24 protein-coding genes are annotated in these 24385 nt (G+C 68.8%); 14 read left to right on the top strand and 10 right to left on the bottom strand.

Annotation, left to right across the window (positions count from 1 at the left end; genetic code table 11):
* Positions 1-184 precede the first annotated feature (184 nt).
* The 5 genes from pdhA (at position 185) to ABZ342_RS36035 (ending at position 6470) form a co-directional block, all read left to right on the top strand.
* Positions 185-1390, top strand: a complete 1206-nt coding sequence (gene pdhA / locus ABZ342_RS36055; protein WP_360482860.1) for a pyruvate dehydrogenase (acetyl-transferring) E1 component subunit alpha — start codon at positions 185-187, stop codon at positions 1388-1390.
* Positions 1390-2382, top strand: coding sequence for an alpha-ketoacid dehydrogenase subunit beta (locus ABZ342_RS36050; RefSeq protein ID WP_360482857.1), 993 nt, complete (start codon positions 1390-1392; stop codon positions 2380-2382). Before pdhA ends, ABZ342_RS36050 begins: the two co-directional genes overlap by 1 nt.
* Before the next feature lie 16 nt (positions 2383-2398).
* Positions 2399-3766, top strand: a complete 1368-nt coding sequence (locus ABZ342_RS36045) for a dihydrolipoamide acetyltransferase family protein (protein ID WP_360482854.1) — start codon at positions 2399-2401, stop codon at positions 3764-3766.
* Positions 3767-3912: 146 nt separating this feature from the next.
* On the top strand, positions 3913-4503 hold the full coding sequence (locus ABZ342_RS36040; protein WP_360482851.1) for a TetR family transcriptional regulator: 591 nt from the start codon (positions 3913-3915) through the stop codon (positions 4501-4503).
* A 20-nt stretch (positions 4504-4523) separates the two neighbouring features.
* The gene (locus tag ABZ342_RS36035; RefSeq protein WP_360482947.1) at positions 4524-6470 is read left to right on the top strand and encodes an ABC transporter ATP-binding protein; all 1947 of its coding nucleotides are present in this window, start codon (positions 4524-4526) and stop codon (positions 6468-6470) included.
* Here the strand turns inward: ABZ342_RS36035 and ABZ342_RS36030 are convergent.
* Complete coding sequence (locus ABZ342_RS36030) at positions 6467-7762, bottom strand: pentapeptide repeat-containing protein (protein WP_360482848.1); 1296 nt, start codon at positions 7760-7762, stop codon at positions 6467-6469. The two genes, ABZ342_RS36035 and ABZ342_RS36030, sit on opposite strands and share 4 nt — an antisense overlap.
* Positions 7763-7830: 68 nt before the next feature.
* On the opposite strand from ABZ342_RS36030, the gene ABZ342_RS36025 reads away from it, so the two are divergent.
* Positions 7831-8298, top strand: a complete 468-nt coding sequence (locus ABZ342_RS36025) for an FxsA family protein (RefSeq protein WP_360482845.1) — start codon at positions 7831-7833, stop codon at positions 8296-8298.
* On the opposite strand, the gene ABZ342_RS36020 is transcribed toward ABZ342_RS36025, so the two are convergent.
* From ABZ342_RS36020 to ABZ342_RS36010, 3 genes are all read right to left on the bottom strand, one after another.
* The gene (locus ABZ342_RS36020; protein WP_360482842.1) at positions 8299-9231 is read right to left on the bottom strand and encodes a YDG/SRA domain-containing protein; all 933 of its coding nucleotides are present in this window, start codon (positions 9229-9231) and stop codon (positions 8299-8301) included.
* 53 nt (positions 9232-9284) lie between these two features.
* On the bottom strand, positions 9285-9815 hold the full coding sequence (locus ABZ342_RS36015; RefSeq protein WP_360482944.1) for an SCP2 sterol-binding domain-containing protein: 531 nt from the start codon (positions 9813-9815) through the stop codon (positions 9285-9287).
* A gap of 93 nt (positions 9816-9908) precedes the next feature.
* Positions 9909-10571: an SCP2 sterol-binding domain-containing protein gene (locus tag ABZ342_RS36010; protein ID WP_196425802.1), complete on the bottom strand. Its 663-nt coding sequence runs from the start codon at positions 10569-10571 to the stop codon at positions 9909-9911.
* A gap of 126 nt (positions 10572-10697) precedes the next feature.
* Between ABZ342_RS36010 and ABZ342_RS36005 the strand changes: the two genes are divergently transcribed.
* Positions 10698-11354 (top strand): TetR/AcrR family transcriptional regulator, encoded by a 657-nt coding sequence (locus tag ABZ342_RS36005; RefSeq protein WP_155548182.1) that lies wholly within the window; start codon positions 10698-10700, stop codon positions 11352-11354.
* Here the strand turns inward: ABZ342_RS36005 and ABZ342_RS36000 are convergent.
* Both ABZ342_RS36000 and ABZ342_RS35995 read right to left on the bottom strand, forming a co-directional pair.
* Positions 11346-12179: a MaoC/PaaZ C-terminal domain-containing protein gene (locus ABZ342_RS36000; protein WP_360482838.1), complete on the bottom strand. Its 834-nt coding sequence runs from the start codon at positions 12177-12179 to the stop codon at positions 11346-11348. The genes ABZ342_RS36005 and ABZ342_RS36000 overlap by 9 nt on opposite strands.
* 1 nt (position 12180) lies before the next feature.
* On the bottom strand, positions 12181-13515 hold the full coding sequence (locus ABZ342_RS35995) for a 3-oxoacyl-ACP reductase (protein WP_360482835.1): 1335 nt from the start codon (positions 13513-13515) through the stop codon (positions 12181-12183).
* Between the two features lie 91 nt (positions 13516-13606).
* Between ABZ342_RS35995 and ABZ342_RS35990 the strand changes: the two genes are divergently transcribed.
* Positions 13607-14911 (top strand): acetyl-CoA C-acetyltransferase, encoded by a 1305-nt coding sequence (locus tag ABZ342_RS35990; RefSeq protein ID WP_360482832.1) that lies wholly within the window; start codon positions 13607-13609, stop codon positions 14909-14911.
* 53 nt (positions 14912-14964) lie between these two features.
* Here the strand turns inward: ABZ342_RS35990 and ABZ342_RS35985 are convergent, their stop codons facing one another.
* Positions 14965-15504 carry a DoxX family protein gene (locus ABZ342_RS35985; protein ID WP_360482829.1) on the bottom strand — a complete coding sequence of 180 codons (540 nt, stop codon included), beginning with the start codon at positions 15502-15504 and terminating at the stop codon, positions 14965-14967.
* A gap of 177 nt (positions 15505-15681) precedes the next feature.
* On the opposite strand from ABZ342_RS35985, the gene ABZ342_RS35980 reads away from it, so the two are divergent.
* From ABZ342_RS35980 to ABZ342_RS35965, 4 genes are all read left to right on the top strand, one after another.
* Positions 15682-16425: a MerR family transcriptional regulator gene (locus tag ABZ342_RS35980; RefSeq protein WP_360482826.1), complete on the top strand. Its 744-nt coding sequence runs from the start codon at positions 15682-15684 to the stop codon at positions 16423-16425.
* A gap of 153 nt (positions 16426-16578) precedes the next feature.
* Entirely contained in the window at positions 16579-17769 is a 1191-nt protein-coding gene (locus ABZ342_RS35975; protein WP_360482823.1) for an ATP-binding protein, read from the top strand.
* A gap of 261 nt (positions 17770-18030) precedes the next feature.
* Positions 18031-18180 carry a hypothetical protein gene (locus ABZ342_RS35970; protein WP_196425803.1) on the top strand — a complete coding sequence of 50 codons (150 nt, stop codon included), beginning with the start codon at positions 18031-18033 and terminating at the stop codon, positions 18178-18180.
* 231 nt (positions 18181-18411) lie between these two features.
* Positions 18412-19341, top strand: coding sequence for a helix-turn-helix domain-containing GNAT family N-acetyltransferase (locus ABZ342_RS35965; protein ID WP_360482820.1), 930 nt, complete (start codon positions 18412-18414; stop codon positions 19339-19341).
* Here ABZ342_RS35965 and ABZ342_RS35960 read toward each other — a convergent pair.
* Positions 19338-19910, bottom strand: coding sequence for a peroxidase-related enzyme (locus ABZ342_RS35960; protein ID WP_360482817.1), 573 nt, complete (start codon positions 19908-19910; stop codon positions 19338-19340). The genes ABZ342_RS35965 and ABZ342_RS35960 overlap by 4 nt on opposite strands.
* Positions 19911-19942: 32 nt before the next feature.
* On the opposite strand from ABZ342_RS35960, the gene ABZ342_RS35955 reads away from it, so the two are divergent.
* Positions 19943-20557, top strand: a complete 615-nt coding sequence (locus tag ABZ342_RS35955) for a hypothetical protein (RefSeq protein ID WP_360482941.1) — start codon at positions 19943-19945, stop codon at positions 20555-20557.
* On the opposite strand, the gene mctP is transcribed toward ABZ342_RS35955, so the two are convergent.
* Positions 20554-22209 (bottom strand): monocarboxylate uptake permease MctP, encoded by a 1656-nt coding sequence (gene mctP / locus ABZ342_RS35950; protein ID WP_155548192.1) that lies wholly within the window; start codon positions 22207-22209, stop codon positions 20554-20556. The two genes, ABZ342_RS35955 and mctP, sit on opposite strands and share 4 nt — an antisense overlap.
* Positions 22206-22487 carry a DUF3311 domain-containing protein gene (locus tag ABZ342_RS35945; RefSeq protein ID WP_155548193.1) on the bottom strand — a complete coding sequence of 94 codons (282 nt, stop codon included), beginning with the start codon at positions 22485-22487 and terminating at the stop codon, positions 22206-22208. The genes mctP and ABZ342_RS35945 overlap by 4 nt, the downstream gene beginning before the upstream one ends.
* Before the next feature lie 188 nt (positions 22488-22675).
* Between ABZ342_RS35945 and ABZ342_RS35940 the strand changes: the two genes are divergently transcribed.
* Positions 22676-24295 (top strand): alpha/beta hydrolase, encoded by a 1620-nt coding sequence (locus ABZ342_RS35940; protein WP_360482813.1) that lies wholly within the window; start codon positions 22676-22678, stop codon positions 24293-24295.
* Positions 24296-24385: the final 90 nt, after the last annotated feature.

The following is a 24385-nucleotide window of genomic DNA, read 5'->3' as shown; positions in this document are numbered from 1 at the left end:
CAGCAACAAATCAGCAACCGTCACTGACCAAAGCCACGACCTTCGTGCCAGGATGTCGGCGTGAACCGTCAACGCCGACGGTGACCGAGCGCTTCGGAGACCCGAGCCGCTGGTCCCCGCCGGTGCAGTCGCTGTGGTCGCCACAAGCGGCCGCCAGAGGCACCGACACCGAGGAGTACCGCCCATGCCGTCCGAACAGTGGACGCACCCGGAGCCTGGAGACGGGCCGGCCGCCGTCGCGGCCCAGCCATCCCCCGAGCAGGTGATCGCCGGATTGCGAGCGACCAGCGAAGGTGGCGCTGAGCTGACTCAGCTGCTCACCCCCGAAGGCGAACGGGTCCCGTCACCCCAGTTCGACAAGTACGTCGACGACATCGACGACGAAGCCCTGCGCGGCCTGTACCGCGACATGGTGCTCGTCCGCCGCGCGGACCGCGAAGCCAACGCGATGCAGCGCCAGGGCCAGCTCGGCATCTGGGTCCCGCTGCTCGGCCAGGAGGCCGCGCAGATCGGGTCGGGCCGCGCGCTGAAGCAGAACGACATGGCGTTCCCCAGCTACCGCGAACACGGCGTCGCGTACGCGCGCGGGGTCGACATGAAGGACCTGCTGGGCATCTTCCGCTGCACCGACCACAGCGGCTGGGACTACAAAGCTCACGGCTTCCACCCGTACTGCATCGTCATCGGCAACCAGGTGCTCAACGCCGCCGGGTACGCGATGGGCCAGAAGTTCGAGGGCAAAGTCGGCGACGACGACGGCGAAGCCACGATCTGCTACTTCGGTGACGGCGCGACCTCGCAGGGCGACGTCCACGAAGGATTCGTCTGGGCCGCGGTCTACGACGCCCCGCTGGTGTTCTTCTGCCAGAACAACCAGTGGGCCATCTCCGAGCCGACCGAGCGCCAGTCGCGCCTGCCGCTCTACCAGCGCGCCCGCGGGTACGGCTTCCCCGGCATCCGCGTCGACGGCAACGACGTCCTGGCCTGCCTCGCGGTGTCCCGCTGGGCGCTCGACGAGTGCCGCCACGGCAACGGACCGGTGCTGATCGAGGCGTTCACCTACCGGATGGACGCGCACACGACGACCGACGACCCGTCGCGCTACCGGCTCTCCGACGAGCTCGAAGAGTGGAAGCTCAAGGACCCGATCGAGCGCGTCCGGGCGTTCCTGGCCCGCAAGGGCGGCGCCGACCACGACTTCTTCGACCAGGTCCAAGCCGAGGCCGACGCCTTCGCCGCCGACCTGCGCGAGTACACGTTCAACATGCCGGAGCCGCCGCCCGAGCGGATCTTCAGCAACGTCTACGCCGAGGGCAACCCGGTGCTGGAAGCGCAGCGCGAAGAGTTCCTCTCCTACCTCGACGGCTTCGTATCGGCGGGTGAGCACTGATGACCGACCTCCAGAAACTCACCATCGGCAAGGCGCTCAACCTCGGCCTCCGGCGCGCGATGGAAGAGGACCCCAAGGTCCTGATCATGGGCGAGGACGTCGGCAAGCTCGGCGGCGTCTTCCGGATCACCGACGGCCTGCAGAAGGACTTCGGCGAGCAGCGCGTGCTGGACACGCCGCTGGCGGAGTCCGGCATCATCGGCACCGCGGTCGGCCTGGCCGTGCGCGGGTTCCGGCCGGTGTGCGAGATCCAGTTCGAGGGCTTCATCTTCCCGGGCTTCGACCAGATCTCGTCCCAGCTGGCGAAGCTGCACTACCGGACGCAGGGCAAGATCAAGATGCCCGTCGTGATCCGGGTGCCGTTCGGCGGCGGGATCGGCGCGGTCGAGCACCACTCGGAGTCGCCGGAGTCGCTGTTCGCGCACATCCCGGGCCTGAAGGTCATTTCGATTTCGAACGCCGTGGACGCCTACTGGGGCATCCAGCAGGCGATCAGGTCGGACGACCCGATCCTGTTCTTCGAGCCGAAGCGGCTGTACCACTCGGGTGCGCTGCGCGCGGAGATCGACACCGACGGCACGCCGTCCCCGGTGTTCTCCTCGCAGGTCGTCCGCGAGGGAACGACGGCCACGGTCGTCGCGTACGGCCCGTCGGTGAAGGTCGCGCTCGACGCGGCCGCCGCGGCCGAGGACGAGGGCAAGTCCCTCGAGGTCATCGACCTGCGGACGCTCTCGCCGCTGGACCTCGGCCCGGTGTTCGAGTCGGTGCGCAAGACCGGCCGGCTGATCGCGCTGTCGGAGGCGCCGTCCGAGTCGTCGCTGACGTCGGAGATCGCCGCGCGCGTCCAGCAGGAGTGCTTCTACTCGCTGGAAGCGCCCGTCCTCCGGGTGACCGGGTTCGACACGCCGTACCCGCCGGCCAAGCTCGAGGAGCACTACCTCCCCGACCTGGACCGGGTGCTGCACGCCATCGACCGCTCGCTCGCCTGGTAAGGGGGATCTCCGCGCAATGCCTACGTACAAACAGTTCCCCCTGGCCGACACGGCCGAGGGGCTGACCGAAGCCGACATCCTCTCCTGGCACGTGAAGCCGGGCGACACGGTGACGGTCAACCAGATCGTGGTCGAGATCGAGACCGCGAAGGCCGCCGTCGAGCTGCCGATCCCGTGGGCCGGGGTGGTCACGGAGCTGCACGTCGAGCCGGGGCAGACGGTGGAGGTCGGCACCGCGATCCTCACCATCGACGTCGACCCCGGTGGGGCGGCCGCTCCGGCACCGGCCGCTGCTCCCGCTTCGGCTCCCGCTTCGGCTCCGGCCGAGGAAGAAGAGATGAAGCCGCTGGTCGGCTACGGCTCCAAGGCCGTCGTGACGCAGCGGCGGGCTCGCAAAGGCGCGGCGCCGGCCGCTCCCGCTCCGGCCGCCGCTGTCGTCGCTCCTCCCGCGCCCGCCCCGGTCGCGGCTCCCGCGCCCGCCCCGGTCGCGGCTCCGCGCGGCGGGTACGTCCCGCTGGCGAAGCCGCCGGTGCGGAAGCTGGCGAAGGACCTCGGCGTCGACCTGCACGCGCTGACCGGCACCGCTTCGGGCGGCGTCATCACCCGTGACGACGTCGAGCGCGCGGCGAACGGTGCGGTCGTGGCGCCCGCCGCGTCCACTGTGGACACCGGTTACGACCCCGCCACCCGCGAGCGGCGCGTGCCGATCAAGGGCGTCCGCAAGATGACCGCGGCGGCGATGGTGCAGAGCGCGTACACCGCTCCGCACGTCACGGAGTTCCTGACCATCGACGTCACGCCGATGCTGGAGTTCCGCGAGAAGCTGAAGAAGTCGCGGGAGTTCGCCGGAGTGAAGGTCACGCCGCTGACGTTCGCGGCGAAGGCCGTGTGCCTGGCGGCGAAGCGCACGCCGGACATCAACGCGGTGTGGGACGAGGCCGCGCAGGAGATCGTCTTCAAGGACTACGTGCACCTCGGGATCGCGGCGGCGACGCCGCGCGGCCTGATCGTGCCCAAGGTCCGTGACGCCGACTCTCTTTCGTTGAAGGAGCTGGCTCAGGCGCTGACGACGCTGACCGACGTCGCCCGCGAGGGCAAGACGTCGCCGGCGGACATGGCGAACGGCACGATCACGATCACCAACGTGGGCGTGTTCGGCGTCGACACGGGCACGCCGATCATCAACCCGGGCGAGTCCGCGATCCTGTGCCTCGGCGCGATCAAGGACCAGCCGTGGGTGGTGGACGGCGAGATCAAGGTCCGCAAGGTCCTCCAGCTGTCGCTGAGCTTCGACCACCGCGTGGTCGACGGCCAGCAGGGTTCGGAGTTCCTGGCCGACGTCGGCGCCTTGCTGGCCGACCCGGCCATGGCGATGACTTACTGAGTTTTCGCAGGTAGAGGGCCGTCCCGGAGCTTCGGGGCGGCCCTCTACGTGTTCGCCTCCGGCATACTCACTTGACGGAGTGAGTGCTCACTCCGCACACTGGTCGCATGACACCAGCACCCGAAACCCGGCGGAGAGCGCCGGGCATGAGCGTCGAAGCCCGGCGCGCCATGATCGTGCACGCGGTGCTGCCCCTGCTGATGGAGCACGGAACCGGCGTCACGACCAGCCAGATCGCCCGAGCCGCCGGCATCGGCGAGGGCACCATCTTCCGCGCGTTCAAGGACAAGGACGAGCTGTTCGACGCCTGCACCGCCGAGGCGCTGCGGCCCGACCACGTGCTCGACGCGATCGCCGAGATCCCCATCGAGCAGCCGCTCGAAGAGCGCCTCGTCGAGGCCGCCGACGCGCTCGGCGCGCACCTCGAGCGGATGGGCGCGCTGATGGGGGCGCTGCACGCGTCCGGCCGGCACAAGCACCGCGACCCCGAACAGCGCCTCAAGGAGCGCCGCGGCACGTGGAAGGGCGGCCGCAGCGAGTCGATGGCCGCCATGCGCGGCGCGATCACCGAACTGTTCGAACCCGACAAAGACCGGCTGCGGCTCACGCCCGAGCAGCTGGCCGCACTGTTCCTGACCCTGTTGTTCGGTGGCCGGCGAATGGCACCGCTCGACGACCCCGCCACCACGCGCCAGGTGGTCGACGTCTTCCTGCACGGCGCCGTGGAGGCCAAATGATCCCGGGCGGTGGGGGCGGCATGGAGTTCATGCTGGCTCGGCGAGGAAGACGGCGGCACGCGTCGACGGTCCCGGAAAGCGGGCTCACCGGGCCGGTCGAGATCCCCGAGCCCAAGCCGGAAGACCAGCCGAAAGACCTTCGCTCGCGGCTCAAGCGCGCAAAGACGTCCGTGGCCGGTACGGTCCGCGGCCTGCCGAAGGTCGTGCGGCTGACGTGGCAGGCCAGCCCGGTCCTGACGATCCTCCTGGCGCTGATCACGTTGCTGTCGGGCCTCCTGCCGACGGTGACCGCGTACATCGCGAAGCTGCTTCTCGACTCCGTCGTCGCGGCGATCCAGCACCGCGGCACGACGGCCGACATCGTCAACGTCGCGCTGTTCCAGTTCGGCGTGCTCGCCGCGACCGCGATCAGCAGCGCCATGACGTCGATCGCGCAGTCGCTGCTGCAGGAGCGCATGACACTGACCATCCGCCACCAGGTGATGGCCCACGCGAGCGAGCTGCACCTCGCGTACTTCGAGGGCTCGACGTCGTACGACATGCTGCGCCAGGCCGCCCAGGAGGCGCCGACGCGGCCGCTGTCGATGATGAACTCCGCGCTGGGGCTCGTCCGGACGTTGATCACGTTCGGCAGCATGATCGCGCTGCTGGTGGCCGTGAGCCCGCTGCTGGCGCTGGTCGCGCTGCTGGCGCCGATTCCGGCGTTCATCTCGCAGTCGAAGTACGGCTCGCGCGCGTTCTGGCTGACGTTCCTGATGTCGCCGATCAAGCGGCGGATGGATTACCTGTCTTCGCTGGTCACGACGGACACGTACGCCAAGGAGACGAAGCTGTTCGGGCTTGGCCCGTACTTCGTCGACCGGTTCCGCCGGCTCGGCCTCGTGTCGTACGAGCGGCAGCGGAAGCTGACGATCAACCGCAACCTCAGCTCGACGTCCTGGGGCCTGCTGAGCACGCTCGCGGGTTCGGCGATCGCGCTGTACATCGCGCTGAAGGCGGTCGGCGGGGAGCTGACGCTCGGCGACCTGGCGCTGTACACGGCCGCGGCGACGTCCGTGCAGGCGTCGGTGTCCGGGCTGTTCACGGCGTTTTCGGGGATGTACGAGAACAACCTGTACCTCGACACGCTGTACCGCTTCCTGGACACGAAGCCGGAGATCACGGCGCCCTCGTCCCCGCGCGCTTTCCCGTCCGTCGTGGACGGTCACATCGAGTTCGATTCGGTGACCTTCGCGTACCCGGGCGCGGACGAGCCGGCGCTGGACAACGTCAGCTTCGAGATCCGCCCGGGCGAGACGGTGGCGGTGGTGGGCCGCAACGGCGCGGGCAAGTCGACGCTGTTCAAGCTGTTGTGCCGGCTCTACGACCCGACCGCCGGCCGGATCCTCCTGGACGGCGTGGACATCCGCGAGTACGACCCGGTGGAACTGCGGACCCGGATCAGCGCGATGTTCCAGGACTACGTGACGTACCAAGGGACAGCGGCGGAGAACATCGGCCTCGGCGACCTGACCCGGCTGGAGGACCGTCCCCACATCGAGAACTCGGCCCGCCGAGCGGGCGCGGACGAGCGCATCGAGCGGCTGCCCTCCGGCTACGACAGCCCACTGGGCCGCTGGTTCGACCAGGGCGTCAGCCTGTCAGGCGGCGAGTGGCAGAAGATCGCGCTGGCCCGCGCGTTCCAGCGCGAGGCGCCGCTGTTGATCCTGGACGAGCCGACGTCGGCGTTGGACGCGCAGGCGGAGCACGACCTGTTCTCGCGGCTGCGCGAGCTGTCCGAGGGGCGGACGACGCTGTACATCTCGCACCGGTTCTCGACGGTGCGGCAGGCGGAGCGGATCCTGCTGCTGGACCACGGAAAGGTGGCGGAGTACGGAACGCACGAGGAGCTGATGGCGGCGAAGGCCGGGTACGCGGACCTGTTCACGCTCCAGGCGCAGGCGTACCTGGACGAGGTGCCGAGCTAGGCCGTCGCGTAGTGGCCGGGCAGCGAGGTGCCGCCGCGCAGCTCGTTGCCCGGCCACGGGTGCGCCTGCGGGTACTCCCCGGTGTCGGCGACGGTCACGGTGTCGAGCACGCAGTCCGCGAGCTTGACCCCTTGGCCGCCGCGGCCCAGCTCGATCCGGCACCGCTCGAACCGGCAGTTCTCGGCGAGCACCGGCACCAGGGAGAACGGCTGGGCGTCGAGACCGATCGAGAGGTCGAGCTCGAGGTCCGCGAAGTCACACCGGTCGAACAGCAACCGGCCGAAGGTGAAGTCCAGCTGCGAGAAGTCGACCCGCGGTGCCGCGAACCGGCAACGGAAGAAGGCAATCGACGACGACTGCAGGAACCCGTCGGCGAAGTCGACGGTTTCTCCCGCGAACTCGGCACCGACGAATTCGACCTTGCCGCCGGTGACGGTCATTCCGCCGAAGTTCGTTTCGCCCGCGGAGAACCGGGCGCCGTGGAAGCTCAGCTTCCCGAACTCGGCGCCGGCGAAGGAGGCCACGCCACCCACGAACTCCGCGCCGTCGAACAGGACCTCGCCGCTGAACTTGCGCCGCGCGAAATCGGCGTTCTCGATGGTGACACCGGTGAAGTCGAAGTCGAGCGCGGACCAGGACCGTTCCCCGCTCTGGCGGGTGCGGTCGCGGATCACGCGCAGGATCGCCTCCCGCACCTCGACCTCGCCGGCGGCTTCGCGGATGATCCGGAGGTAGCCGCAGAGGACGTCGACGCAGACCTGACGTTTGTCGGCCCAGTCGTCGGCGAGACCGGCCATGGCGTAGACCCCGGCCAGCCGGACGGCCGGGCTGTCGTGCGCGAGCTGCTCGGCCGCGCTGCCGAACCGTTCGTTGAACTTCTGGACGACCTCGCGATCCGCCCGCTGGATGGCCAGGTCGTGCTCGTCTTCGGCCACGCGCTGCTTCCGGTAGTTGACGGCGAGCAGCACCACCCCACCGAACCCGGCAACCACCGAGAGCGCGATCTTCAGCAGGTCGAGCACCTGGGCAACGTCGAACTGGCCGGCGTCGGGCAGCCGCGGCCAGCCGAGGAACCAGAGCAGGCCACCGCCGGTCGCTCCGGCAACGACCAAGGCCACGACCAGCCAGCCGAGAACGGAGACGACCATCCCGCGCCGGCGACGTTCCGGCTTCCGCCGCGTCCAGGTGAGCCCAGGGAAGAACGTCCGCCGCTGACGACGCCCGCGCCAGACCACGAGCAAGGCCGCGACCAGGCACAACGCGATCAGGAGCCAGCGGAGCCAGTCGGACACGAGGGGTGAGACTAGCGGGTGGCTCGGCGGGCCGGGAGCAAATCGGACAGGTCGTTCGTTGTGCGGGTATGGCTGTCGCGTTCTTGTTGTACGTCTTCGCCGAGATCGCCGCGATCTGGGCGGTGGGTTCGGCCGTCGGCGTGCTCGGCACGCTGGGCCTCCTCCTGGCCGGCGCGTTCATCGGCTCTTGGCTGGCCCGCCGCGAGGGCGCCAAGGCGATGCGGGCGTTCATGTCCGCCGCCCGGGCCGGGCAGCCGGCGGAGAAGGAACTCACCGACGGGATGCTGGTCGCGCTCGGCGGGGTGCTGATCCTGGTGCCGGGGTTCGTGAGCGACGTGCTGGGGTTGCTGCTGATGCTGCCGCCATCGCGCGCGGTGGCTCGGCGGTTGTGGCTTCGCCGGATCGAGAAGCGGGCGGTGCGGTTCGCCAACCAGCGCCGGGGGCCGGTGATGGTGGTGGACAGCGAAGTGGTGCCTCCAGCGGAACCGCGACGGGAGCAGCCGACGGTGATCGAAGGCCGAGTCGTCGAGAACTGATCAAGAGTGAATCTCACGATGGAACGTGAGGTACTTGTCGTCGACGAAGTGCTGGTCGTCCATCCGAAGCTTTCCGACACTCATTCCGTTATATTGTAAGGAATGATCAGGCTGAACTAGGATTGCCCCCAGATCAAACAGGGAGTGGCAATTCGGACATAGACAAAGAACATTCTCGGGCACATCGGGGCCGGCCTGAACACCACCAAGAGCACGAATGTGCGCCCCTTGCGAAAATCCCTGCCCCTTAACGACCAACCTGATACCACACATCTGACACGTGTCGTCGTGGACCTGTTTGACGAAGTCCGAAACTTCGGGCGAGCGAACGATGGGCCTGGTTACCGCTTTTCGGCGAGCCGGCTTACTTTTACCCACTGGTTTCATCGAATGCTTCTCGACAGGTGAAAGTTCGATGACCATGTCCGGAAAATTGATATCCACCCGTGAGCCATACTTGACCATGAGGAAGCGACACATCTTGAAGCCGTCGCCACCGACTTCGTAGTACGAATCCTTCACCAGGAACAATCCGTCGTACCGGTAGTCCTCGTCTGGCCCGAACTCCGCCTCGGAGCCCCTCACAACCCGGACAGGTGTCTGATGCACCCGGCTCGCCACGAGCGCAGCGTTTCCCGGGTCGCTGAAGGTCTGGTGATCGACCTGCTTGCGGTTTTTGCGGCCGCCGTGGCCGGTGTACAAGATCCAATCGCCGCCGTCGACATCCTCGTACCCGCCGGAAAGCACGATCGACGCTGCACAGGTCCGCGCGACGCCGACGATGCCTGCCTGCAGAGCCAAGTGCACTCCGCGGTCGTACGCCTCGCGTCGGCTCGAGAAGGTGGTTCCTTCCGGGACGCCGGGGACAGCACCCCAGACCCGACCAGGCTCCAAGAAGATCTCCGGCACGCTGCCAACATCAGGACCGCTCATGGATCCACCCTAAAGGTGGACACCGACAGTTTGGTGTCACCAACGCGCGACAGCTAGTCCACGGATGGCCTAGGGATGTCGAAGTAGCTGGAGAACCGCACTGCCGGGGCGTACTCGCCCTTCACCTTCACTCGCCCAGTCACGAACATCGCCGCCACCGCGGCGTTGCCCGTGGCCATCTTGATGAAGTCGTCCACCGACAGCGTGATCGTCGTGTCCGGGGTGCGGGACAGGTCCGTCGAAGAAACGCACAAGCCGTCCTCGATCACCGTTTGGAAACGGTCGTAGCCGTCCTCTCCGGTTCCTTCCGAGAAGCGCCAGGAAACCACGAAGTCCACGTGGCGTGCTCGTTCCGGCAAGAAATGCTCGGACATTCGGCGGAATATCTCGTCCAGGAACACCGCGCGCAACTCGGAGTGCGCCGCGATCGCCTTCAGCTGGTCGCGTGAGGCTCGTCCGACCACGTCCACCAGCACGTCCGTCGACAGGGAGCTCAGCTCGATACCCGCACCCGCGGAGCCCAGCATGTGCAGGGTTTCCAGGACCTGGATGAACTGCTCGGGCGTCAGGTTGGCGATGACCAGCTTCTCCGCGAACGCGTTGACCGCGTGGCCGCCACGAACACTGCTGCGGGGCCGGGAAAGGCGCCATTTCGCTTTTCGGGGCACAGCGACGGACTATACGGGGTGCGGGAGATCGAAGTATCCGATCAGCCCGGCCGCGAAGGCCAAATCACCCTTGACCTTGATTCTTCCCGTGACGAACAACACCGCCGGCGTCGCCTGGTGGGTGATCAGGCGGAAGAAGTCCGCCGGGGCGATCGTGATCGTGACCCGGGGTGCTGAGCGCATGTCGCGGCTCACCGTGCACGAGCCGTGCGAAATCACCGTCTCGTAGCGGTCGTAGCCGCCTTCGCCGATGCCGCCCGACAGGCGCCAGTGGACCACCGCGTGCAGGTCGCGGGCCCTCTCGGGCCGGATGTGCGCGCCCATGCGGGCGAAGATCTCGTCCAGGACCCGCTCGCGCAGGGGACGTTCCGCTACGACACTCTCCAGCTGCGCGCGGGATGCCGAAGACACCAGTGCCGCGAAGCGCGCCGGGTCGACCTTGCTCAGGTCGAACGCCGGGGCGCGCTCCGCCAGGCGAAGCAGTGCGTTCAGGAGTCTTCGGAAGTCGTCCTTGCCGAGGTCGCGCGGGTCGACCGCGTCGGCAAGGGCGTTGACGTCGAGGGCGTGCGCCTCGGGGCCGAGCGGGTCGAGGCGCTCCAGCGCGTTCAGCAGCGCCGCCCCACGGAGCTCCGCGACCTGATCTGCGCTGGTCATCCCGGCGTTGTCGGCCATGGTCACTCCCTCTCAAGTTACTCACACGTAGGCTACCCGCCAGTAGGTAGGCGGGCAAGCGTGCCGAAATCACCCTCCCGGGGCAACGCCCGGTACCGTCTCCGGGCAGCAACAGGGAGGTCCAGCGTGTCAGAGGATGATCAGCGTCCGCCCGAGCGGGCCCGGCGGCTTCCACGCGCCGTGCGCGAGCGGCAGATCCTGGACGCGGCCGTCCAGGTGTTCTCGCGCCACGGCTACCACGCGGCCTCGATGGACGAGATCTCCGACGTCGCCGGCGTCTCGAAGCCGATGATCTACACCTACCTCGGGTCCAAGGAGGACCTGTTCGGTGCGTGCATCCGCCGCGAGGCGACGCGGCTGCTCGAGGCCATCCAGGCCGGCGTGCAGCCCGACCTGCCGCCGGACATGCAGCTCTGGCACGGCCTGCGCTCGTTCTACCGCTTCGTCTCGGAGTATCGCGAGTCGTGGACGGTGCTGCACCGCCAGGCGCTGACCGTCGGTGGCGCGTTCGCCGCGGAGATCACCGACATGCGGGCGCGTGCGATCCAGCTGGTCGCGGCGCTCGTCGTGTCCGCGGGCACCCGCAAGGGCGTCGGCGAGCAGGCCGAGTTCTCCGGCGAAGGCCTGTCCGCGGCCCTGGTCGGGGCGGCCGAGTCGCTGGCCGACTGGGCCCTCGACCACCCCGACATCTCCGACGGCGTGCTCGCGTCGTGGCTGATGAACCTCGTCTGGCTCGGCTTCAACGACCTCATCGAGGGCGAGGTCTGGAAGCCGTCAGAGTGAGGTGATCGTGCCCTCCAGGTGCGGCTTCGCCTTGCTCCACAGCTCGAACGCCCAGCCGTCGCCGTCCGCCCACGTCGTGAAGCCCGCCTTGGCCGGGAGCAGCACCGGCTGCTTGAAGCGGACGTCCACCGTGAACGCCGACGGCAGCCGGCCCTCGAACGCCGCCAGCGCGTGGGCCTTCGTCCACATCCCGTGGGCGATCGCGCGCGGGAAGCCGAACAGGCGAGCCGTCAGCGGATGCAGGTGGATCGGGTTGCGGTCACCCGAAACCTCAGCGTAGCGGCGGCCGATGTCGCCCGGTACTCGCCAGATCGCGTCCGGGGTCGGGGGCGCCAGCTGCTCCCGGCGCACAGCAGACCCAGAACCCGAACCCCGGCGCAGGTACGTGCTCACGTCGACCCACACCAGATCGTCGCCGGCCCATGCTTCGCTGACGACGTCGAACTGACGGCCCTTCTCGTGCGGGCGCAGGTTCTCCGCGCGCACCCGGATCGTCAGTGGCTCGCCCAGGCGCAGCGCGCGGTGCTGGGTGATCCGGTTCGCCACGTGGACCATCCCCAGCAGCGGGAACGGAAAGCCCGACTCGGTCATCAGCGCCATCTGCAGCGGGAACGCCAGCATGTGCGGGTAGGTCGCCGGCAGCTCGTCGCTCAGCCGGAACCCGCAGACCGTGTTGTACGCGGCGAGGTGCGCCGGGTCGACGACCACGCCCGTACGCACCAGCTCCGTGTCGGGCAGCGAAAAGCCCGTTTTGCGAAAACCGAGCAGGGCCTTCGGGTACAGCGTCGCCAGGCTCGGCGTGCTGTCGAGTTCGCGGATCGCCACCTCACGCCCCCAGCAGGGCCTGGCCGCAGACGCGGACCACGTTGCCGTTCACCGCGGCCGACGCCGGGTTCGCGTACCAGGCGATCGTCTCGGCGACGTCGACCGGCAGGCCGCCCTGGCCGAGGCTCGACAGCCGGCGGCCGGCCTCGCGGATGAACAGCGGGACCGCCGCGGTCATCTTGGTCTCGATGAACCCGGGCGCGACGGCGTTGATCGTGCCGCCGTACGCCGCGAGCTGCGGCGCGCCGACGTTCACCATGCCGATGACGCCCGCCTTCGACGTCGCGTAGTTCGCCTGGCCGACGTTGCCGGCGATGCCCGCGATCGACGAGACGCCGATGATGCGGCCGTTCTCGTTCAGCACGCGATCGCCGAGCAGCTTGTCGTTCACCGCGAGCTGCGACGCCAGGTTCACCGCGATCACGGAGTCCCACGCGCTCTCGCTCATGTTGCCGAGCGTCTTGTCGCGCGTGATGCCCGCGTTGTGCACGACGACGTCGACACCGCCGTGACGCTCCTTCAGGTACTCCGCGAGCTTCGCGGGCGCGCTCGGCGAAGTGATGTCGAGCTGCAGCGACGACCCGCCGATCTTGTTCGCCACCTTCGACAGGTCGGCGCCCTGAGCGGGGATGTCGAGCGCGACGACGTGCGCGCCGTCGCGGGCCAGCACCTCGGCGATCGCCGCGCCGATGCCGCGGGACGCGCCCGTGACCAGCGCGACCTTGCCGTCGAGGGGCTTCTCCCAGTTCGCGGGCGCGACAGCCGTCTTGCCTTCGGCGCCGATCCGGATCACCTGCGCGTCGACGAACGCCGACTTCGCGGACAGCAGGAAGCGCAGCGTCGACTCCGTAGCCTCTTCGGCGCCTTCGGCGACGTACACGAGCTGAGCCGTCGCGCCGCGCTTCAGCTCCTTGCCGACGGAACGCACGAAGCCTTCGAGAGCGCGCTGAGCGATCCGCTCGCGGCCCTCGACCTGCTCCGGCGGCGTGCCCAGGACGACGACCCGGCCGGACGGCCCGACGCTGCGGATCACCGGGTGGAAGAAGTCGTAGACCTCGCGCAGGCGCGCGGGGTCGGTGACGCCGGTGGCGTCGAAGACGAGCGCCGCATGCCGGTCACCCGACGACGTCACGACGTCGATGCCCGCGTCGGCCAGTTGATCCTTAAGGGTCTTTTCCAGCCGGCTGCCAGGCGCGGCGCCGAGAAGTGCGGGACCCTCGAGGGCGGGTTGCCCGGGCTTGTACCGGCGCAGCGTGGCGGGGTTGGGCAGGCCGAGCTTCGGCACCACGAACTTCCCCAACGGGGTTTTCGTGAACTGCTGATACCTGTCAGCCATCGATTGCCTCCCGTGCAGTCTGCGTCACGTCGCAGTCTAACCTACTCGCTAGTAGGTTACAGTGTGAGAGACACGACCGAGAGGTGGAGACATGCCCCCCAGGCAGAAGCAACCGAAGCAGGCGCCCTCCGTGCGCAAGGTCGCCATCATCGGGGGCAACCGGATCCCCTTCGCGCGGTCGAACGGCCCGTACGCGAAGGCGTCGAACCAGGACATGTTCACCGCCGCGCTCGACGGTCTGGTCAGCCGGTTCTCGCTGCAGGGCGAGGTGATCGGCGAGGTCGCCGCCGGCGCCGTGCTCAAGCACTCGAAGGACTTCAACCTGGCCCGCGAGAGCGTGCTCGGCAGCAAGCTGTCGCCCGCGACGCCCGCGTCCGACGTCCAGATGGCGTGCGGCACCGGCCTCCAGGCGATCATCAACGTCGCGAACAAGATCGCGCTCGGCCAGATCGACTCGGCCATCGCCGGCGGCGTCGACACCACGAGCGACGCGCCGCTGGCCGTCAACGAGGACCTGCGGCAGATCCTCATCCAGCTCAACTCCGCCAAGACGCTCGGCGACCGGCTCAAGCTCGTCGCGAAGATCCGGCCTGGGCACATCGTCCCGGCGATCCCACGCAACGAAGAGCCGCGCACCGGCTTGTCGATGGGCGAGCACGCCGCGCTCACCGCGAAGATCTGGGAGATCACCCGCGAGGCGCAGGACGAGCTGGCCGCGGCCAGCCACCAGCACCTCGCCGCCGCGTACGACCGCGGGTTCTTCGACGATCTCGTGACGCCGTTCCTCAAGCTCGCGCGCGACCAGAACCTGCGCGCGGACTCGACCGCGGAGAAGCTCGCCAAGCTCAAGCCGGCCTTCGGCGGCCCCGGCGGCACGATGACCGCGGGCAACTCGACGCCGCTGACCGACGGCGCGTCGACCGTCCTGCTCGCCACCGACGAGTGGGCGAAGGCGCACAAGCTGCCGGTGCTGGCGTACCTGACGTTCTCGCAGACCGCCGCTGTCGACTACGTCCACGGTGAAGAGGGCTTGCTGATGGCGCCCGCGTACGCCGTGCCGCGGATGCTCACGCGCGCCGGGCTTTCGTTGCAGGACTTCGACTTCTACGAGATCCACGAGGCGTTCGCGTCGCAGGTGCTGGCCACGCTCAAGGCGTGGGAGGACCCGGCGTTCGCCAAGGAGAAGCTGGACCTGGACGCGCCGCTCGGCGCGATCGACCGGGCGAAGCTGAACGTCAACGGCTCGTCGCTGGCGGCCGGGCACCCGTTCGCCGCGACCGGCGGCCGGATCGTCGCGACGCTGGCGAAGCTGCTGCACGAGAAGGGGTCCGGCCGCGGCCTGATCTCGATCTGCGCGGCCGGCGGCCAGGGCGTCACCGCGATCCTGGAGAAGTAGCGCGCACGAAAAAGGGCCGCCCCTCGCTCGCGGGGGGCGGCCCTTTTCGCGTTCTAGTTGGGGAGCGCCTTCTGGGCGCGCTTCGCGAGCTTGTTCGCGCGCTTCTCGGCCTTGCGGCTCAGCTTCCCGGCCGCGGCGCTGACGTCCTTCGCGGCGTGACGCGCGCGCCAGGCCGCCGACGGCTTCCCGTGCGTGTCGCTGACCGCGAGCAGCAGGCCGCCAGCCAGGCTCGCGTTCTTGAAGAACTGGATCTGCTGCTGCTGGCGCTCGCCCGGGTCCTTGATGGTCCAGAAGCTGTGCGCGGCGAGCGTCGTCGGCACCAGGCTGCCGAGCAGGAGCCCGGCCGCGAGCCGCGGGGCCTTACCGGTGGCGAGCGCGAGGCCGGCGCCGATCTTCACCCCGGCGTCGATGCGGACGAGCGTCACCGGGTCGCGCGGAACCTGCTCCGGGACGACGTCACCGACCTTGTCGAACGCGCCCTTGAGGAACGGCTCCGCCGCCTTCGCGTGCCCCTCGGCGTGCCTCAGCGCATTGATCCCGCCGCTCACGAATATCGCTGCCAGCAGGGGACGTGCCAGTCGACGGAGTATCACGGTCGTTGCCTTCCTCGTACGGGCCGCTGCCTGGTCGAACCTACTCGCTGAGTGCCCGCTCGTCCCGCCGTCGAACCCTCATCGGTGTTTCTGCGCGAATCTCGCAGTATTACTAGAGAGCACTAGAAAGCTTTAGCGGTTGACCTTGACGCAGCGTCAACTTCTATCGTCGACGGCATGGAGTGGTCGATCCAGGACATCGCCCGCTCGGCCGGGACGACGAGCCGGACGCTGCGCCACTACGGCGCGGTCGGCCTGCTCGAGCCCAGCCGCGTCGGCAGCAACGGCTACCGCTACTACGACGAGCAGGCGCTCGTCCGGCTGCAGCGGATCCTGCTGCTGCGCGAACTCGGCCTCGGGCTGCCGGCGATCGCGGAGGTCCTGGACGGGCAACGCGACCGCGTCGCGGCGCTCGAGACCCACCTGGAGCTGCTCGAACAGGAGCAGCGGCGGATCGGGCGGCAGATCGATTCGGTCCGGACGACGCTACGGAAACTGAAGGGAGGTGAACGACTGATGGCAGAAGAAGTCTTCGACGGCTTCGACCACACCCGCTACGAAAAGGAGGTCACCGAGCGCTGGGGCGCATCGGCGTACCGGACGGGCGACGAGTGGTGGCGCTCACTGTCGGCGGAGGAGAAGCAGGCCCACCAGCAGGAGCAGCGGGACATCGCCGCCGCGTTCGGGGCGGCCCACACGGCCGGGCTCACGGCGGACTCCGACGAGGTCCAGGCGATCACGCGCCGGCTGCACGCGTGGCTCAAGCCGGCGGTGTCCGCGGTGTCCGCGGTGTCCGCGGGGTACTTCGCGGGGCTGGGCCGGCTGTACGTCGACGATCCGCGTTACGGGTTCGAGGGTGCGGGCGCGGAATTCGTCCGCGACGCGATGAAGATCTACGCGGAACGGAACCTGAGCGACTAGCGCGACGTCGTAGTGCGCGCTGGGGGTAGGGACGAGCAGGGCTGCAGACCTGTTCGTCTCTATGTACGGCCATCCGGTCGAACCTCGGCGACACGCCTAGCCGTCTATGGCGGAATATCGGGCTCGCGCTAGATACGTCGATAACTTGGCAGAGTGGACCCCATCCGCAACCCCTTCGCACCGGGCGCCGGACAACGGCCGCCTGAGCTGGCCGGGCGCGAGCGTGAGCTCAAGGCGTTCGAAGTGGTGCTGGAGCGGGTTGCGCGGGGGAGACCTGAACGCAGTCTCGTGCTCACCGGGCTGCGCGGGGTCGGGAAGACCGTGCTCCTCGGGGAGCTGCGGGCGATGGCCGTGCGGCACAAGTGGGGTGCGGGGAAGATCGAAGCGCGGCCGGACGCCGAGCTGCGGCGGCCGCTGTCCGCCGCGCTGCACCGGGCCATCCGGGATCTCGCCGTGCGGCACCGGGCGCCGGATCGGGTCGAAGAGGTGCTCGGCGTGCTCAAGGCGTTCGCGCTGCGGGCCAACAAAGCCGACGCGAAGCTGCGCGACCGCTGGCAGCCGGGCATCGACGTGCTCGCCGCGCAGGGCCGCGCGGACTCCGGGGACATCGAGATCGACCTCGTCGAGCTGTTCACCGACGTCGCCGAGCTGGCCGCGGACGTCGGGACCGGCGTCGCGGTGTTCATCGACGAGATCCAGGACCTGCAGCCCGACGACGTCTCCGCGTTGTGCGCGGCCTGCCACGAGCTCTCGCAGTCCGGCGCGCCGCTCGTCGTCGTCGGTGCCGGGCTGCCGCACGTGCCCGCCGTGCTCTCGGCGTCCAAGTCCTACTCCGAACGTCTTTTCCGCTACGCGCGCATCGACCGGCTCGACCGCGAAGACGCCGACTTCGCCGTGATGGCGCCGATCGAACGCGAGGACGCCGGCATCGAGCCGGAAGCGCTCGACGCCCTCTTCGACGCCTCGGGCGGCTACCCGTACTTCATCCAGGCTTACGGCAAGGCGGCCTGGGACGCGGCGCCGTCCGACCCGATCACGGTCAAGGACGTCCAGGTCGCGGCGCCCGAGGCGGAGTCCGAGCTGGCCGTCGGCTTCTTCGGTTCGCGCTACGAACGCGCGACGCCCGCCGAGCGGGAGTACCTGCAGGCGATGGCCGAGCTGACCCAGGGACGCGACGAGCCCGCCGGCACCGCCGACGTCGCCGTGTTCCTCGGACGGAAGCCGTCCTCCCTGTCGCCGGCCCGCGACAGCCTGATGAAGAAGGGCCTCGTCTACTCCGCCGAGCGGGGTCAGATCGCCTTCACCGTGCCGCACTTCGGCCACTACCTGCTCGGCCGCGACTGACCTGGGCTTTTCCGGCTGTCTCGCGCTCTATGAGCGTCCCTAAGTGAATATTTGAAAATCACTACATTTTGCTAGAAAGCCCTAGCGGGTTGCCTCACGGTGACCGCGGCCACCCGCGATCCCTCCGGTCGATACCCAGATTTGCCGATGATTCATCGGCGAGTGTGCCAAGTCACCGGACATTCGTTGGAATCCTTGTGAAAAAAGGTGCATACTAGAGGCACAAGCCACCAAGACCCTCCGAAGGGGATGCAGAAACCGATGAACAACATCGCCGCCAAGCTCCGTGCTCGTCGCGCCGAGGCTCGCACTCGCCGGTCGCTGAACCGCGCGATCGACACCGCCGCGACCGCGACGGTCCGTCAGGAGCTCATCGCGATCGCGCAGGCTCGCTCGGGCTACATGCGCTGAACCCCTCTTCACCCCTCGGCGGTCACCCATTCGAGTGACCTATGCCACAAAGGGCTGAAGATGTAACGCCGCCCCAAGGGGCGTCGATACCCCCTACGACCCCGTGATGCTGGCGGACCCCCGACCTGGCAGCATCGCGGGGTTTCCCATGTCCGGGGTCCGGAAATCACTTGCCGCCGCCGGCTCCCGCAGTATTCTTTGACTTCGTCAACAAGTTGGTTGAGGTGGTCAATGAACAACGCGCAGGCGGCCGACCGCGTGGCCGCGGTCCGCGCTTTCAACCGGCTCTACACCGGGGTCATCGGCGTGCTCGACGAAGGACCCGCGGACGCCGAGTACTCGCTGCCGGAAGCCCGCGTGCTCTTCGAGCTCGCCCACCAGGACCCGCTGGCGGTGACCGAGCTGCGCAAGCGCCTCGACCTCGACGCCGGCTACGCCAGCAGGCTCCTCGCCCGCCTCGAGTCGCGCGGGCTGATCTCGCGCGAACGGTCCGACGAGGACGCCCGCCGCCAGCTCGTGCGCCCGACGGCGGCCGGCCGGGACGCGTTCGCCGTCCTCAACCGCCGGTCCACCGAGCAGATCGGCGGACTGCTGCGCCGCTTCGCCGACGAAGACCAGCAGCGTCTCCTCGCCGCGATGCGCACGATCGGCGACCTCGTCGGCGAGCGGCGTCGCGACCCGGTGCTCGTGCTGCGTCCACCACGACCGGGTGACCTCGGCTGGTTGATCGAGCGGCACGGCGCGCTCTACGGCCGGGAGTACGGCTTCGACGACCGGTTCGAGGGTCTCGTCGCGCGCATCGTCGCCGACTTCGTCGAGCGGCGCGACGACCCGCGGCAGGCGTTCTGGATCGCCGAGCTCGACGGCGAGCGCGTCGGCGGCATCGCGTGCACCCGCGGGCCGGACGCGGACACCGCGAAGCTGCGGCTGTTGCTGCTCGAGCCGTCGGCGCGCGGCCACGGCGTCGGCAAGCGGCTGGTCACCGAGTGCGTCGAGTTCGCGCGGGCGCACGGCTACCGGGGGATGGAGCTGTCGACGGTGTCGATCCTGACCGCCGCGCGGGCGATCTACCGCGCGGCCGGGTTCGAGTTGGTCCACGAAGAGGATTTCGACGGCTGGGGCCCGAAGCTGACCGACGAGACCTGGCGCCTCGAGTTCTAGCGCGGCACGCGGCCGAGCAGGTAGAACTCCGGGTTCGGGCGCAACGCGGTCAGGTGCGCGAGCCGGTTCGACATCGCGAACAACGCCGTGATCGCGCCGACGTCCCAGATCTCGTCGTCGGTGAGACCGGCGGCGCGCGCGGCTTCGAGGTCGCCTTCGCCGAACGACGCGGAGTCCTGCGCGAGGACGAGCGCGAGGTCGACGATCGCGCGGCCGCGCTCGTCCAGCTCGACCTGCCACGGGTTGCTCGACACGCGATCGGCCAGTTCGGGGTCCTTGGCGCGGATGCGCAGGATCGCCCCGTGCGCGACGACGCAGTAGGTGCAGTGGTTCGCGCCGGACGTCGCGACGACGACGAGCTCGCGCTCGGCCTTGCTCAAGCCGTCGGAGCGTTCCATGAGGGCGTCGTGGTAGTCGAGGAAGGCGCGCAGCTCGGCCGGGCGGTGGCCGAGGGCGCGGAAGATGTTCGGGACGAACCCGGACTTTTCCGCGATCGCGCCGACGCGCTCGCGAAGGTCGTCGGGCAGGTCTTCGAGTTCCACCACCGGAAACCGGCTCACGTCGCTCATACCCCGCACGCTAGTCGTGGTTGGCTGTGCTCGTGACGGACTACGTCGACGGGTACTGCGAACGCGTCGGGCCCGGGCTCTGGGGTGAGCCGCTCAACAGTCTCAGCAACCTCGCCTTCCTGCTCGCCGCCGTGCTGGTCTGGCGGCTGGCCGGCGGGAACCGGACCGGGCGGCTGCTCGCCGTCCTGATCGGACTGGTCTTCGCCGCCAGCACGGTGTTCCACCTGGTCGCGACGCGCTGGGCCGCGGCCGGGGACTCGCTGTTCATCCTCGTGTTCGTGCTGGTCTACGCCGTGCTGTTCGCGCGGGTGTTCTTCGGCGTGCGCGCGAAACTCGCGTGGCTCGCCGCGCCCGCGTTCCTCGCCTTGACCGCCGTGACGGCGTTGCTCGGGGGTGGGCTCTACCTGTCCGCGCTGGTCGGGCTGTTCGCGTTCGCCGCGTTGCTGGCTCTCCGCCGTGACGCGTACTGGACGCACTTCGCCGTGGCCGGTGCGGTTTTCGCGCTGTCACTGAGCTTGCGCACGCTCGACCGGGACGTGTGCGACTACGTCCCGGCCGGCACGCACTTCCTCTGGCACCTGCTCAACGGCGTGGTGCTCTACTTCGTCTCGCGGACGATGGTCCGCAAGCTGTCCATTGTGGACTAGTGGACCCCGATGGGGCGCAGGTCCTTGTCGTTCTCGTCGGCGTGGTAGTCCTCGGCGTTGGTTTCGTCGGTGCCGTTGAACACCTTCATCCGCCGCGCGATCACCGTGACGATCGCGGCGACCACCAGGTTGGCGATCAACGCCACGAAGCCGACGTAGATCTGGACCGCCGAACCCGCGAACGGGTGCCAGCCGAAGATCGACAGGTTGCCGAGCGACAACGCCGACCCGCCGAAGTGGAGCTTGCCGTTCGCTGGGTTGGGGATGCCGTACAGCATGATCAGGCCCCAGCCGATGCCGACGACCCAGCCCGCGATCAGGCCCCAGCGGTGGAACCAGCGCGTGTACAGCGCGAGCGCCACGGCCGGCAGCGTCTGGAGGATCAGCACGCCGCCGATGAGCTGGAGGTCGATCGAGAACTGCGGGTCGATCAGGATGATCACGGCCACCGCGCCGAGCTTCACGACCAGCGAAGCGAGCTTGGCCTGCTTCGCCTCTTCGGCCGGTGTCGCGTTCTTGCGGATGTACTCCTTGTAGATGTTGCGGGTCCACAGGTTGGCCGCGGCGATCGACATGATCGCGGCCGGCACCAGCGCACCGATGCCGATCGCGGCGAACGCGATGCCGGCGAACCACGACGAGAACTGGCTGTCGAACAGCACCGGGACGATCGTGTTGCCGTCCGCCTTGCCGGTGGCCGCGTTCGTCAGCGGCTTGACGCCCGCCGTGATCGCGACGTACCCGAGCAGCGCCAGCAGGCCCAGCACCAGCGAGTACGCCGGCAGCGCGACCATGTTCTTCTTGATGACGCTGCGGCCGCGCGAGGCCAGCACGCTGGTCAGCGAGTGCGGGTACAGGAACAGCGCGAGCGCCGAACCCAGCGCCAGCGTCGCGTACTGCAGCTGGTTGTTGGCGTTCAGCAGGATCGAGCCGGCCGGCTTGCCGGTGGCCGGGTTCGGCGTGCCGAGCTTCTTCGCCGCCGCGTCGAAGATGTGCGACCAGCCGCCCAGCTTCGAGGGCAGGTAGATGATCGCCACGAGGATGACGATGTAGATCAGGATGTCCTTGACGAACGCGATCAGCGCGGGCGCCCGCAGGCCGGACTGGTAGGTGTAGACCGCCAGGATGATGAAGGCGATCAGCAGCGGCAGGTGCCCGACGATGCCGGAGCCGTTGATGCCCATCGTCCGCAGCACGGCTTCGAGGCCGACCAGCTGCAACGCGATGTACGGCATGGTCGCGACGATGCCGGTGATCGCGATCAGCAGCGCGAGGATCGGCGAGCCGAAGCGGCCGCGCACGAAGTCGGCCGGGGTGACGTAGCCGCGCACCCGCGACACCGACCACATCCGCAGCGCCGGGAGCAGCACGATCGGGTAGACGACGATCGTGTACGGCAGCGCGTACAGGCCGAGGGCGCCGGCGCTGAACACCAGCGCGGGCACCGCGACGAAGGTGTACGCCGTGTAGAGGTCACCGCCGAGCAGGAACCAGGTGATCCACGAGCCGAACTTGCGGCCGCCGAGACCCCATTCGTCCAGGTGGTCCAGCCCGCCGCCGCGCTGCCAGCGCGCCGCCATGAACCCGAGCACGGTGACCAGCAGGAACAGGATCGTGAAGATGATCAGTTCGGGCCACTGCAGGTTGCTCATCGAGCGTCCCCCTCGTCCAGGTCGTCGACGCTCAGCTTGTCCGGGGCGTCACCGGCCGGCCGCTTGTCCCGCGTCATCAGGTAGACGATCCAGGTGCTGAGGACGCCGACCGCGACGAAGAGGAACTGGAACCAGTAGAAGAACGGCATCCCGAAGAGCCGCGGACCGTCCATGTTGAACAGTGGCGTGACCAGGACCAGCAGCGGGACGATCAGGAGCAGGTTCCACGGGCTGAACCGCAGCCCGCGCACCTTTCCGTCGTGCTTTTCAGTCGACATCGACCTCACCTAACACTCCCGTAACCGACCGCCTGACCTTAGAACCTGGGTGACAGGGAGTCACGTCTGTCCGATATCGATTTGATCGCCACGGTCCGCGTTGCCGACCAACGTCGGTTGCCCCGCCCTCACCCGGCCTATATCAATAGCCGGACTCCGCACGCGAAAACCCGATAAGGGGCAACCGTATGACACGACTCCGCTACGCGGTGGTGATCCCGGCGATCGCCGGCACCCTGCTGGCCGGGTTCACGCCGGCGTTCGCAGGCCAGGAGGCCGCGGCCGGCAAGCAGCCGCTGAACTCCACGAACATCCCGCAGCAGTACGCGAACCAGAAGCTGGACTGGCACAAGTGCGCCGTCCCCGCCGAACTGCCGACGGCCCCGCCCGCGGGCGCCGAGGACATGGAGTGCGCGACCTACAAGACGCCGCGCAACTGGTACCAGGCGAACGCCCAGATCGACCTGACCATCGCGGTCAGCCGGCTGAAGGCGACCAAGGACGCGACGGCCAGCGTCGTCACCAACCCCGGCGGCCCGGGTGCGCCCGGCCGCAACTTCCCGGCCCGGCTGCGCAACCAGCCGAAGCTGCGGGAGCACCAGGAGATCGTCGGGTTCGACCCGCGCGGTACCGGCAAGAGCACGAACATCACGTGCGGCGGGGCCATCGGCACCGGCTCGGACCTGGACCCGCGTGACCGCGACCGCCAGAACCTGAACCTCATCGTCGCGGCGACGAAGTACGCGGCGCTGTCCTGCCAGCAGAAGTCCGGCGAGCTGGGCCCGCTGATCAACACCGACCAGACGGTCAAGGACATCGACCTGCTGCGCGTGCTGCTCGGCCGCGACAAGATCAACTGGGTCGGCTACTCGGCGGGCACCTGGATGGGCGCGCACTACGCCCAGGCCTACCCCACCCGCACCGGCCGGTTCGTGCTCGACTCCTCGACGGAGTTCACCACGACCTGGCAGAAGTCGTTCGACTGGCAGCCGCTCGGCTTCGAGCGCCGCTGGCGGCAGGACTTCCTCCCGTGGATGGCGAAGTACGACAAGCTCTACCACTTCGGCACCAGCGGCGAGGCGGCCCGCCAGACCTACGAGCAGGTCCGCTACGTCCTGACCCAGGGCGCGGTCACCCTGCCCGACGGTTCGAGCGTGTCGGCCAACGGCCTGGACGCCTTCATCGCGTCTTCGATCTACTCGAAGCGCTCCTTCCCGGGCCTGGCGGACTACCTGGTCAGCGTCCGCACGCTGACCCAGGGCACCGCGTCGGCGCAGGCGAAGTCCTCGGCCGCGCAGAAGGTCAAGGCCGCCGACAAGAGCACCGACACCTCCGGCGCGCAGCCGCTGATGGTGCCGACCGACGGTGACGCCTACGACGCGTCGTTCTGGACCATCCCCTGCAACGAGGGGCCGTGGACCGGCACGGTGAACAGCGCCATCAAGGACTCGCAGAAGCTGATCGACAAGCAGCTGCCGCTCCTGGGTGCCGGCTGGTTCATCCAGCCGTGCCTGTTCTGGAAGAAGACCCCGGCGCCGCTCCCGGTGCTGGACGGCAAGGGTGTCCCGCCGGTGCTGATCGTCGAGTCGGAGCACGACCCGGCGACGCCGATCGAGGGCGCGCGCCGCGCGCACAAGGCGTTCGCGGGTTCGCGGATGCTGACGATCACCGGCGAGGGTGACCACGGGATCTACGCCGGCGGCAACGCGGGTGTGGACAAGGTCGTGGAGGCCTACCTGGTCGACGGCGTCGTGCCGAACGACCAGAGCCTGCCAGGTGTGGCACTTCCGGTGCCTCCGGGCGCCTGACACCACAAGGGCTAGTGGGGCCCCGCCGGACGTGGGTGCGGCGGGGGCGTTTGCAACACAGGGCGCCGAGTGGGGCACAGATAGGGAAAG

The sequence above is a fragment of the Amycolatopsis sp. NPDC005961 genome (genome assembly GCF_040629235.1).
Classification (GTDB): Bacteria; Actinomycetota; Actinomycetes; order Mycobacteriales; family Pseudonocardiaceae; genus Amycolatopsis; species Amycolatopsis camponoti.
This window is presented reverse-complemented; position numbering and strand designations above follow the sequence as displayed.